This is a genomic window from Pelagerythrobacter marensis (genome assembly GCF_036700095.1).
Classification (GTDB): domain Bacteria; phylum Pseudomonadota; class Alphaproteobacteria; order Sphingomonadales; family Sphingomonadaceae; genus Pelagerythrobacter; species Pelagerythrobacter marensis_A.
In genome coordinates this window covers 2003921-2015831 of record NZ_CP144918.1, presented here as the reverse complement: position 1 = coordinate 2015831, position 11911 = coordinate 2003921, and the positions used below count along the sequence as shown (strand labels likewise).

General features: G+C 68.4%; 9 protein-coding genes and 1 tRNA gene. 6 read left to right on the top strand and 4 right to left on the bottom strand.

The genetic code is table 11. The features are described 5' to 3' along the window. Positions 1 to 25 precede the first annotated feature (25 nt). From V5F89_RS09510 to V5F89_RS09500, 3 genes are read left to right on the top strand one after another with little or no spacing between them, the layout of a single operon-like run. Entirely contained in the window at positions 26 to 742 is a 717-nt protein-coding gene (locus tag V5F89_RS09510) for a ParA family protein (RefSeq protein ID WP_338445414.1), read from the top strand. Positions 743 to 757: 15 nt separating this feature from the next. Beyond that, positions 758 to 1375, top strand: a complete 618-nt coding sequence (locus tag V5F89_RS09505; RefSeq protein ID WP_338445413.1) for a hypothetical protein — start codon at positions 758 to 760, stop codon at positions 1373 to 1375. Positions 1376 to 1395: 20 nt separating this feature from the next. Beyond that, a complete protein-coding gene (locus tag V5F89_RS09500) occupies positions 1396 to 2775 on the top strand; it encodes an SPOR domain-containing protein (protein ID WP_338445412.1) in 1380 nt (459 codons plus the stop codon). Positions 2776 to 2853: 78 nt separating this feature from the next. Here V5F89_RS09500 and V5F89_RS09495 read toward each other — a convergent pair whose 3' ends face one another. Next, positions 2854 to 4080: a dihydroorotase gene (locus V5F89_RS09495; RefSeq protein WP_338445411.1), complete on the bottom strand. Its 1227-nt coding sequence runs from the start codon at positions 4078 to 4080 to the stop codon at positions 2854 to 2856. Continuing rightward, entirely contained in the window at positions 4077 to 5108 is a 1032-nt protein-coding gene (locus V5F89_RS09490; RefSeq protein ID WP_338445410.1) for an aspartate carbamoyltransferase catalytic subunit, read from the bottom strand. Before V5F89_RS09490 ends, V5F89_RS09495 begins: the two co-directional genes overlap by 4 nt. Before the next feature lie 166 nt (positions 5109 to 5274). Here V5F89_RS09490 and sppA point away from each other — a divergent pair, with 166 nt between their 5' ends. Both sppA and V5F89_RS09480 read left to right on the top strand, forming a co-directional pair. Further along, positions 5275 to 7149: a signal peptide peptidase SppA gene (gene sppA, locus V5F89_RS09485; protein ID WP_338445409.1), complete on the top strand. Its 1875-nt coding sequence runs from the start codon at positions 5275 to 5277 to the stop codon at positions 7147 to 7149. Positions 7150 to 7282: 133 nt separating this feature from the next. Further along, positions 7283 to 7357, top strand: a tRNA-Val gene (locus tag V5F89_RS09480). Positions 7358 to 7391: 34 nt separating this feature from the next. On the opposite strand, the gene V5F89_RS09475 is transcribed toward V5F89_RS09480, so the two are convergent. Continuing rightward, on the bottom strand, positions 7392 to 8018 hold the full coding sequence (locus V5F89_RS09475) for a TetR/AcrR family transcriptional regulator (RefSeq protein WP_338445408.1): 627 nt from the start codon (positions 8016 to 8018) through the stop codon (positions 7392 to 7394). A gap of 118 nt (positions 8019 to 8136) precedes the next feature. On the opposite strand from V5F89_RS09475, the gene V5F89_RS09470 reads away from it, so the two are divergent. Beyond that, positions 8137 to 10485 (top strand): TonB-dependent receptor, encoded by a 2349-nt coding sequence (locus V5F89_RS09470; RefSeq protein WP_425334382.1) that lies wholly within the window; start codon positions 8137 to 8139, stop codon positions 10483 to 10485. 67 nt (positions 10486 to 10552) lie between these two features. Here V5F89_RS09470 and V5F89_RS09465 read toward each other — a convergent pair whose 3' ends face one another. After that, a complete protein-coding gene (locus tag V5F89_RS09465; RefSeq protein ID WP_338445406.1) occupies positions 10553 to 11863 on the bottom strand; it encodes a sulfotransferase in 1311 nt (436 codons plus the stop codon). Between the last annotated feature and the right edge of the window lie 48 nt (positions 11864 to 11911).

Below are 11911 nucleotides of genomic sequence, written 5' to 3'. Positions count from 1 at the left end.
ACAGGAACAGCAGGGGGACCAGCCTGTGCGAGTATTGGCATTGGCGTCGCAAAAGGGGGGATCGGGCAAGACCACGTTATCCGGTCACCTGGCCGTGCAAGCTCAGCGCGCCGGTGCCGGGCCGGTGGTGCTTATCGATATCGACCCGCAGGGCTCGCTCGCCGACTGGTGGAACGAGCGCGAGGCCGAATATCCCGCCTTCGCGCAAACGACGGTCGCGCGCCTCGCCAGCGACCTCCAGATTTTGCGCCAGCAAGGATTCAAGCTGGCGGTGATCGACACGCCGCCGGCGATCACCATGGCGATCCAGTCGGTTATCGGCGTCGCCGAACTGATCGTGGTGCCGACGCGCCCCAGCCCGCACGACTTGCGGGCGGTCGGCGCGACGGTCGACCTGTGCGAACGTGCCGGCAAGCCGCTCGTCTTCGTGGTCAACGCCGCCACGCCGAAAGCCAAGATCACCTCCGAAGCGGCGGTGGCATTGAGCCAGCATGGCACGGTGGCGCCGATTACCCTGCATCAGCGGACCGACTATGCCGCCTCGATGATCGACGGCCGCACCGTGATGGAAGTCGATCCCGACAGCCGCAGCGCCGCCGAAGTCACCGCGCTGTGGAACTATGTCGCCGACAGGCTGGAAAAGAACTTCCGCCGCACCGTCTTCGCGGCGCCCAACGCCGTCTCGCCCGCCGCCGGGGTCTACCGGCCTGCCGGAGGCTTCGGCCGCCGGGTGGCACAGTAGGATCGCGACCGAGCCATGAGCGACGCCAACTTCGCCTCCCTCAATTCCTCGCTGCTCGCCCGCAAGGGCGGCGCGCGCCCCGCCATGCGTCCGCAGTCGGCGCTGATCGCCGGGCAAGCCGCGACGGCGGAACGGATCGAGGATCTGGGCTGGAACGACATGGGCCCCGATGGCGGCGAAGAGCCGCGCGAGGCCGACGTGCTGCAGCTCACCCCCGCTCCCGCCAATCCGGCCACCGCGGCCGAGGCCCGCGAGATCGACCACGAGGCCAAGGATCAGCTCGGCACGCCCGAGCCCGCCGATGCCGGCACTATCGACGGCGAGCGTGGGCCCGCCCCGAAGGATCCCGCCCCGGTGGAATCGCCGGTTCGCAAGCAGCAGGACGAAGCCGCCCGGCGTCTGGGCGCGGAAATCGAGCGGTCCGACGGGCCTGCTCCGCGCCGGTCGGCGCTCGCGCGCGGGAAGCGCGCCGCCTTCACCCTGCGGCTCGATGCGGAGCGGCATCTGAAGCTGCGGCTGGCCTGCACTTTGCGCAATCGCAGCGCGCAGCAGATCGTGACCGAAGCGCTCGATGCCATGCTCGTCGCCATGCCCGAACTCGATGATCTTGCCGCCCGGATCGAGCGGCAGTGATGAACGTGGGGAAGAAATCCATGACCCGGACTGTCAAGACACGTCGCCTCGTCGCCCTCGCGCTGACCAGCGCGCTTGCGACCACGGCGCTTACCGGCTGCACGACCCAGTCCGCGCCGCGCGCCGACCTGTCTGCGGCCAAGGCGCAGACAGCGCTGGAAAAGGGGAAGGAAGGCACCGCGGTCGCCCATGCCGAGGCCGCCGTTCGGGCCGAGCCGCGAAACCGGCAGTACCGCGCCGTCCTGGGCGCCGCCTATCTGAAGGCCGGGCGTTTCCAGTCTGCCGCCACCAGCTTTCAGGACGCGATGTCGCTGGGCGACAATTCGCCGCGCACGGCGCTCAGCTACGTCCTCGCCGAAATCGCGGTGGGCAACTATCCCAAGGCCCTCGCCGTGCTCGACGATTGGCGCGACGATCTCGATCCCGCCGATCTGGGCCTTGCACTCGCCCTTGCGGGACAGCCCGAGAGGGGCGCTAACGTGCTCGCGAATGCCCTGCGCGGGGGGCAGAACACCGCCAAGGTGCGGCAGAACCTGGCCTATGCCTATGCCCTTCAGGGCAATTGGCGCGCCGCGCGCCTGATGGCCGCCGAGGACGTTCCGCCGGACCAGATCGATCAGCGGATCGGCGAATGGGCCCAGGCGGTCCAGCCCGAAATGTACCAGGCGCGGGTCGCCAGGCTGCTGGGGGCGCCGGTGGTGCGCGATCCCGGCCAGCCGATCGCGCTCGCCCTCGACAACAATCCCGGCTCGGAACAGCTCGCTGCCGAGGCGGCCGCGCTGGCCCCTCCCTCGGGCGAGCTTGCGCCGAAGCAGGCTTCCGGGGCGCAGGTGGCCTATGCGGCGGCCGAACTGCCGCCTGCCGAGCCCGCGCCGCAACTGGCAGTCGCGCCGACCCGGGTCGAAACGCCGAGCGACGTGCAAAGCGCTTTTGCCGCTCCGGCACCGTCCGGCGCAACGCCCGCCCAGATCACCGAGAGCGTAATCGCCTTCATTTCGGAACCCGTGGTGCAGAAAATGCCTGCCCGCTACGGCGTCGAAGCGCCCGCGCGCGGCACGGCCCGCGCGGCGGCCGAAAAGGCCCCCACGCCCGCGAAGAAGGACGTCGACGGCGGGCATCTGGTACAGCTCGGATCGTTCTCCAGCCGCGAAGGCGCGCGCCGCGCCTGGGGCGTATATGCCAGCACCTATCCGAACCTCGACCGCTATCGCATGGTCATTACCGAGGCCCGCGTGCGCGGAAAGACATACTATCGCGTCTCGGCCGGGGGGCTGGAGTCGGCGGAAGCCCGCTCGATGTGCTCGACCGTAAAGGCGCGCGGCGAAGGATGCATTGCCTGGGCCGAAGGCCGGCCCTTGCCCGGCGCGACCGGCGACGGTGTCCGCATGGCGCGCCGCTGACAATCGCTCCGCGCCGGCCATCCCTTCCGACCCGCCGAAGGCCTTTTCAGCAAGGCTGAAGCGGCCCCGGAAACAATTCTAAGGCCTCATGCCGCCCTTCAGCAGGGCCAGCACACGGCCTTGTGCCGGCTGCCCGTCGAACGGCGTGTTGCCCGCCGTCGCCTCCATCTTGCGCCGATCGACGACCCACGGCTTGTCCGGGTCGATCACAGCCACGTCGCCCTCGCAGCCTTCGCGCAGCTCTCCGGCCGCAACGCCGAGCAGACGCGCCGGCGCCCGCGCCAGCAGGTCGAAGGCGCGCGGCACATCGATCACCCCGTCGCGCACGAGCGTCAGCGTCATCGCCAGCAGCGTTTCCGCCCCCGCCATGCCCGGGGCGGCATCGGCAAACGGCAGGCGCTTGTCTTCCGGCCCACGCGGATCGTGCCCCGATGCGATGACATCGATCGTGCCGTCGGCGATCGCCTCGATCACCGCCCGGCGGTCGGATTCGCACCGTAACGGCGGCGAAAGGCGCGCAAACGTGCGGAAATCCGCGGTGGCAAGGTCCGAGAGCATGAAATGCGCCGGAGTGACGCCCGCCGTGACCGCCACCCCGCGCGCCTTGGCCGCGCGCACGATATCGAGCGCGGCATGGGTCGTCAGCTGCCGGAAATGGAGCCGCGCGCCGCTCATCTCCGCCAGCGCGACATCGCGCGCAACGGCCAGCGCCTCCGCTTCCGCCGGTGCCGCGGGAAGGCCGAGGCGCGTGGCGATTTCCCCCGCGGTCGCCGCGGCCGATCCGACGAGCGCGGCGTCCTCCGCATGGGTGACCACGACGAGATCGAGCATCGCGGCATATTGCAGCAGCCGCAGCATGACGCCCGAATCGGCGATCCAGCGGCGGCCGGTGGCAATGCCGCGGGCGCCGGCTTCCTTCATCAGCGCGAATTCCGCCAGTTCGCGGCCTTCCAGCCCCCGCGTCGCCGCGGCCAGCGGGTGAACCCAGAAATCGGGCTTGCCGCTTTTCGCCAGGTGCGAAACCCGGCTCGGCAAATCGAGCGGCGGCGCCTGGTCGGGCATCAGCGCCGCGCGGGCGATGCCGCCGAAGTGGAACGCCGGCTTGTCGATGGCAAAGACGCCCAGATCGACCAGCGCCGGGGCGACCAGCGCGCCGCCGGCGTCGAGCGTCTCGTCGCCGTCTTGCGGCGCGACTTCGCCCACGGCCGCGATCGTCCCGTCGACGATCCGCAGCGCGCCGGGCCGCACGCCGTCGGGCAGGACCAGCCTGCCGCCGGTCACCGTGATCGGCCGCATCTGCCTCATGTCCACTGCCCGTCGTTCCAGCCCGGCACCGCACGCGCGCGCCGCGTCAGTACGTCCAGGCAGGCCATGCGGATCGCGACGCCCATTTCGACCTGCCGCGTGATGATCGACCGGTCGATCAGATCGGCCACGTCGCTGTCGATCTCCACCCCGCGGTTCATCGGGCCGGGGTGCATGACCAGCGCATCGGGTGCGCACCGGTCGAGCCGTTCGCGGGTAAGGCCGTAGAGGTGATGATACTCGCGCGCCGAAGGGATGAACTGGCCGCTCATCCGTTCCGTCTGAAGCCGCAGCATCATCGCCACGTCCGCCCCCTCGAGCGCGGCGTCGAAATCGTGGAACGGCTGTGCCCCCAGCGCCTCGACTCCGGCCGGCATCAGCGCGGGCGGCGCACAAAGGCGCACGGAGGCCCCGAGCGCCTGCAGACAAAGCACATTGGAGCGCGCAACGCGGCTGTGCAGGATGTCTCCGCAGATCGTCACCGTCAGGCCGGTGAAATCCTCGCTCCCCTCCCCCCGGTCCTCCAGCGCGTGACGCAGCGCGAGCGCGTCCAGCAGGGCCTGCGTCGGATGCTCGTGCTGCCCGTCGCCGGCGTTGAGGACCGGGCAATCGACCTTGCTCGCGATCAGATCGACCGCGCCGCTCGATCCGTGGCGGATCACGATCGCATCGGCGCGCATGGCATTGAGCGTGACCGCGGTGTCGATCAGCGTCTCGCCCTTCTTCACGCTCGACTGCGCGGCGTGCATGTTGACGACGTCGGCCCCCAGCCGCTTGCCGGCAATCTCGAAGCTCAGCAGCGTCCGGGTCGAATTTTCGAAAAACGCATTGATGATCGTCAGACCGGCGAGTTCGTCGCAGTGCTTGTCCGCCCGCCGGTTGAATTCGACCCAGCGTTCGGCTTCGGCCAGGAGGAACAGGATCTCGTGCCGTTCCAGCTGCGCGATGCCGGTCAGGTCGCGGTGCGGGAATGCCCGCGCCCCCGCCGGAAAGCGGCCCGGTGTATCATGGGTGCCGGTCGATGCCATCGAAGCCATGCCCTTAGGGGGCACGGGCACCGCTGGCAATGGTTTCGCGTGTCCGCCGCGCCCTTCGTCGACCTGTGTCGGCCGCTCGCATCCTTTCGGCTGGATCGCCGGCCCCCGCCGCACTACGTTGGCCGCCTGGCGAACTTATCCGGGGGTTGTTCGAACGATGGCTTTTGCAGGCAAGGTCTGGCGGTTGCTGGTTGGGATCAAGGACGGCCTCAGCCTCGTCTTCCTGCTCCTGTTCTTCATGGCGCTTTACGCCATTCTCACCGCCCGGCCCAGCCCGGCGCAAGTGCGCGAGGGCGCGCTCCTGCTTCAGCTCGACGGCGTCGTGGTGGAAGAGAAAGCCCCGATCGATCCCATCGGGGTGCTGCTTTCGGGCGAACCGCCGATCGGCGAATATCAGTCGCGCGATCTGGTCCACGCGATCGACGCCGCCGCGCAAGACGATCGGATCAAGGCGATCGTCCTCGATCTCACCTCGTTCCTTGGCGGGGGCCAGGTCCACTTGCAGGATATCGGCGCCGCACTCGACCGCGCGCGCGCGGCGGAAAAGCCGGTGCTGACTTATGCGCTGTTCTATGGCGACGACGCGATGATGCTGGCCTCGCACGCGAGCGAGGTCTGGGTCGACCCGATGGGCGGCGCGGTGATCGCCGGCCCCGGCGGATCGAACCTCTATTTCGGCGAGTTGCTGGAAAACCTGGACGTCAACGCCCGGATCTACAAAGTCGGCGAATACAAGTCGGCAGTGGAACCCTATTCGCGCAGCGGCATGTCGCCCGAGGCCCGGGAAAACTATCAGGCGCTGTACGGTGCATTGTGGGAAGAATGGCAGGCCAACGTCAAGAAGGCGCGGCCCAAGCTGCAGCTCGACCGGATCACGCAGAATGCGGTCGAATGGGTCGCCGCGAGCGAGGGCGACCTCGCCAGCGCAGCGATGAGCGCGGGCCTGGTCGACCGGCTGGGCGGCAAGACCGAGTTCGGCGAGCGCGTGGCCGAAATAGCGGGCGCCGATTCGTGGGACGATACGCCGGGCACCTTCGCGCATACCGAATTCGAACCGTGGCTGGCGGAGACCGAACCCGATCGGCCGGGGCGCAAGATCGGCGTCGTGACCATTGCCGGGCAGATCGTGGACGGGGATGCCGGCCCCGGAACCGCCGGCGGCGACCGCATTCGCGACCTCTTGCTCGACGCGCTCGACGAAGACCTGGCGGCGCTGGTCGTGCGGGTCGATTCGCCGGGAGGATCGGTCACCGCGTCGGAGGAGATCCGCCGGGCCATCCTGCGCCACAAGGCGAAGGACATTCCGGTCGTCGTTTCGATGGCCAACGTGGCCGCCAGCGGCGGATACTGGGTCTCGACCCCGGCCGACAGGATCTTTGCCGAGCCGGAGACGATCACCGGTTCGATCGGCATCTTCGCGGTCATCCCGACATTCGAAGGCACGGCCGCCAACTGGGGCATCCACGCCGATGGCGTGCGCACCACCCCGCTGTCGGGCCAGCCGGACCTGATCGGCGGCTTCACCCCTGAAATCGACGCCATCCTGCAAAGCTCTATCGAGGATGGATATCGCGATTTCCTCGCCCGCGTCGCCGAATCGCGCAAGCTGTCGACCGAGCAGGTCGACCGGATCGGCCAGGGGCGCGTGTGGGACGGCGGCACCGCCCGCCAGATCGGCCTCGTCGATCAGTACGGCGGGCTGCAGGATGCGCTGGCCTGGGCCGCGACCCAGGCCGAACTGGAAGACGGCGACTGGCACGTCGAGTATCTCGGTAGCGAAACCAAACCGTTCGACTCGCTGATCCGCCAGCTGGTCGCAGGCGAGCGCGCGCCCGGCGGCGGCGACCTGTTCGCGGCGGTCGCCCGCGCGGAACAGCTCAGGCTGGCCCAGGCAGGCCGCATTCTCGAACGGCTGCTGTCGGCGCAGGGAATGCAGGCCTATTGCCTCGAATGCCCGCCCTCGGCCGCACAGCGGACCGAAACGGCGAGCGGGCGCGGGTGGCTGGCACGGATCGCGAGGCTGCTCGACTAACGCGGGCTCGACCGACGAGGGCTCGACCGACGGGGCGCACGAACGGCGCTTCACAGGCCGCTTGCCAAGCGCGCCGCTGCATGGCAAAGGCGCGCCCCTGCCGTCGAGGCAGCCTTGCCAAAGGCCTTCCGGCGGGCGCGTAGCTCAGTGGTAGAGCACACCCTTCACACGGGTGGGGTCGCAAGTTCAATCCTTGCCGCGCCCACCATTGCCGGACCGGCCATTCCCCCTTCGGGCAACGATCACCGTTCCGCGGCAATGCCGCGCGCCAGCAGGTCGTTGGCGAGGGCCGCCACCCGATCGGGGGGCATCGCGCCGTCGCCCCATACGGCGTAGCGCAGGCCCAGAAAGACGTTCATTCCCATGATCGCCCAGGCGTGGGCTTCCTCCAGGTCGCCGCGCAGCTCGCCCTGCCGCGCGCCTTCGCGCAGGCGCTCCAGGATGCGGGCGCCGGTGGTTTCGTAATGCTGGCGATAGCTGTCGGGATCGACGAACTCCGCCTCGTCGATGATGCGATAGACTTCCTTGTGCTCCGCGGCGAAGCGCAGGAAGGCGGCGAGCGCCCGGCGCTCCCGCTCGAGCGCGGGCAGCGGCTCCGCCAGCGCCTCGCGCGCCGCGCGCTTCACCGCCTCGCTCATATCGCGAACGAGCGCCTGGAAGATCGCCTCCTTGGAATCGAAATAGGTGTAGAAGCTGCCCAGCGCCGTCCCCGCCCGCGCGGTGATGCCGCTGATCGAGGTTTCGTGGAACCCCCTTTCACCGAATTCGGCCGCCGCGGCATCGAGCAGCTTTCGCAATGTCCGCCGCCCCCGTTCGGTCCGCGGTTCCTTGCCGGCATCGCCGGGCGTCGCTGTCTTCCCCGTGTCCATGGCCCGCAGAGCTAGGGGCCGAAGCGCGATGCGGCAAGAGCAAACTTGAAAGATGGTTCATGTTTCAATATCAGGGGAACAAACACGATCGGGAGAGGATGAAATGACCAGGCCGAAAATGCAGCTTTCCGCCCTATTGCTGGGCGGCGTCGCCGCGGGCGCCATAGCGGCGGCTCCGGCATCCGCGCAGGAGCAGCCGGGCGAAAGCGCGCCCCCCGAAGAAGCCGCCCCGGCCACCGGCGCGGACACGATCGTCGTCACCGCCCGCCGGCGGGAGGAGCGGCTGATCGACGTTCCGGTCGCGGTCTCGTCGTTCTCCGGCGAACAGCTGGCGGAACGCGGCGCGCTCGACATTACCGACATCGCGCAGTCGGTGCCGAACGTGACACTCGAAAGCTCGCGCGCGACCAATTCCACCCTGTCGGCGTTTATCCGCGGCATCGGCCAGCAGGACCCGGTTTCGGGGTTCGAGCAGGGGGTCGGCATCTATCTCGACGACGTCTACCTCAACCGGCCCCAGGCCGCGGTGCTCGACATCTACGACGTCGAACGGATCGAGGTCCTGCGCGGTCCCCAGGGCACGCTTTACGGCCGCAACACGATCGGCGGCGCGGTGAAATACGTGACCAGCCAGCTGCCGCAGGAATTCTCTTTCAAGGCGCGTGCGACTTACGGCACATACGATCAGGCGGAAGCCGTGATCAGCGCCTCTGCGCCGCTGGGCGATATCGTGCGGATCGGCGGTTCGGTTGCACGGCTTTCACGCGGGGGCTTCGGCGACAATCTCACGCTGGGCACGGAAAACTACAACAAGGACATCTGGGCCGGGCGTGCCTCGCTGGAGATCGGGGGGCACGGCGAACCCGTGCTGATCCGCATTTCGGGCGACTACACCCGCGACAAGAGCCTCCAGCGCGGCGGGCACAGGCTGATCCCCGGCCTCGTCTCCGGCGCGCCGGTGCTCGACGATGTCTACGATACGCGCGGCGGGCTCGACGATCCGCGGCAGGATGTCGAGGCCTATGGCCTGTCGATGAACATTTCGGCCGATCTGGGCGCCGGCCTGACGCTCCGTTCCATATCGGCGTGGCGCAAGGACGACAGCATCGGCCCGATCGACTTCGACGCCCTGCCCGCGGTCGATCTCGACGTGCCCGGCGCTTACTACAACGAACAGATCAGCCAGGAATTCCAGTTGCTCTACGATGACGGCGGACCGCTGACCGGGCTGCTCGGCCTCTACTACCTCGACGCCTCGGCCGATACGCTGTTCGACGTGCGCATCTTCACCACCTTCGCCGGCCTGACCGCGTACACGGCGGCGGAGGTCGATACGGAGACCTACGCGATCTTCGGCGATTTCACCTACGACCTCACCGAACGGCTCAGCCTGTCGGTCGGCGGCCGCTACACCTGGGACGAACGCACCGCTTCGATCCTGCGGCAGAACTACCTCGGCGGCGGATCGCCGATTTTCGGCGGTGCGGGGGTGCCTTTCGGGGCGCCGAGCACCGATTTCGACGGCAGCCGCGAGTTCAGGAAATTCACCCCGCGCGCTTCGATCAGCTTCATGCCGACGCCCAATCACAACATCTACGCAAGCTATTCGCAAGGCTTCAAGGGCGGGGGGTTCGATCCGCGCGGTGTCGGCAGCAATGCCCCGGCGGCGACGCCCGGCGCACCGACCGACGAGGAAATCGCCGAGTTCCTCAGCTTCGCGCCCGAACAGGTCGACAGTTACGAAATCGGCTACAAGGGCAGCCTGATGGGCGGCCGGCTGAATGTCGCGGTGGCGGGATTCTATGCCGACTACACCGACGTACAGATCCCCGGATCGGTCGCCTGCACGATCATGGTCGGCGAGCCGCCCGAACCCACGCCGTCGTTCTGCGGGGTCGTGTCCAACGCCGGCAAGGCGACGTTCAAGGGGCTGGAGCTGGAGGCGAGCGCGCGGCTGGGCGGCGGGTTCAACCTGTCGGGATCGCTGGGCTATATCGATGCGCAGTACGACGAATATATCACCAATATCGGCAATACCCCGACCGATGTGGCCGAGCACCGCAAAGTCCAGAACACGCCCAAATGGACCGCCAGCGGCACGGCAAGCTATACCGCCCCGCTGGGCAGCGGCGATCTCTATCTCGGCACGACGGTTTCCTATCGCAGCAAGACCTATCAGTTCGAGATCCCGAACCCCTATCTCGACCAGAGCGGCTACGCGCTGGTCGATGCCAGCGTGGTCTATACCGCGCCGGGCGACCGCTGGAGCATCGGGCTCTACGGCAGGAACCTGTTCGACAAGCAGTACAAGACCTCGGGCTACACCTTCGTCGCGACCGACCCGACAACGGGGGAGATCGAGACGGCCAACGGACAGCCGATCCCGACGCTCGGGCCGGAGGGGACGCTGACGGCGTTCTACGGCAATCCGCGGCAGGTCTTCGTGACGGCCACGCTCAAATACTGACCGGCGGTATCCGGCAGGGATACGAAAGGCCGGGGCCGGGCGCCCCGGCCCTTTTTGTGCGGAACGATCAGGACACGCGCAGCCTGCGCCGAGGAGCTTCGTCCGGCGCTTCGCCTTCGATCGGCACGTCGAAGGCGCGCGCGTAGTCGCCCAGCCGGTCGAGCACGTCGCCGGCGGTGAGTCCGAACTCTTCCAGGCTATAGGCATGCGGGCGCCGCTTGAGCGCGCCGGCGCGCCGCATGTAATCTTCCATTCGCGGCATGGCCGGCGCGATGTCGAGACCGAGGAAGCGGTAAACCCGCTCCATCGTCCCGCGCCAGTCGCGCTCCATGTCTTCGTACTGCACGTCGATCATCCGCCCGGCGGGGATCGACGCGCGCGCGGCGCGCATCCGTTCCACCTGCAGCGAAGTCTTGTGCAGCCACTCGCGGCCAATGCCTGCGGGGTCGGCGTGGTCCGAATAGATGATCGTCTGGTTCCAGGCGAGCGAGGCCGCGCTGCCGACGACCTTGAGCGGGTCGCGGTGCGTGAAGATCAGGCGCGCATCGGGAAACACCTCCAGCAGGGCCGGCAGGTCCAGCATGTGCTGCGGGGTCTTGAGTATCCAGGGGCGCAGGGTCGACGCCTGCTGCGACCAGCCGACCAGCCGCAGGAGATCGGCCATGTGGCGATAGGCGGGAACCGCGCTTTCCCCCTCGCACCACCGGCCGTAGCCGGGAACATGCCACTGCGCCTCGTGCTTCATGCCCCACATGCTCGCGACCAGCAGGCCCAGCTCCTCCTCCGGCTCGCAGGGGCCGGTCGGATGGATCGAGAGCGTGCGCGGGTTGGCCAGGCGCGCGACCTGCATGATCCGGCGGGCGAGGACGGGGCGAAAATCTTCCCTGCGCCCTTCCAGAACCTCCTCGAAATCGGGCCGGGGCACCGGGCTGATCGTTTCGAAGCTGCGCATGTGGCTGAAACGCCGGTCGCTTGCGAGCAAGCGGTGCATGCGGGTCGTGCCCGAACGCATCGGCCCCACGATCACCACCGGGCGCGGCATGGCGCGCGCGAGAATCTCGGGATGCCGCTTGAACCACATCTGCGCCAGCAAGCGATCGCGCAGGACATGGTGGAACTGCTGCATGGCCGAAAAATCGCCCGCCGCGTTGAGCCGCGCCTCGTCGGCGATCGCATCGAGCAGGACGTCCATCGGCCGTTCGAACCAGGGGTCGCCGAAATCGTCGAGCCCGGTCGCCTCCGCCGCCCGTTCGAGCAGATGGGCCTTCTCCAGCCGGGCCGGAGCCACCGCGCCCACCCGCCGTCCGGCGCGGATCGCAAGGTCGAGCAGGTCAATAAACGGAGTTCGTCGTGGAGGACGGATAGTCGGATTGGTCAATTCTCTCGCCCGGCTGCGGACTTGGCGCGCCCTTCGCTGCCAATCGAT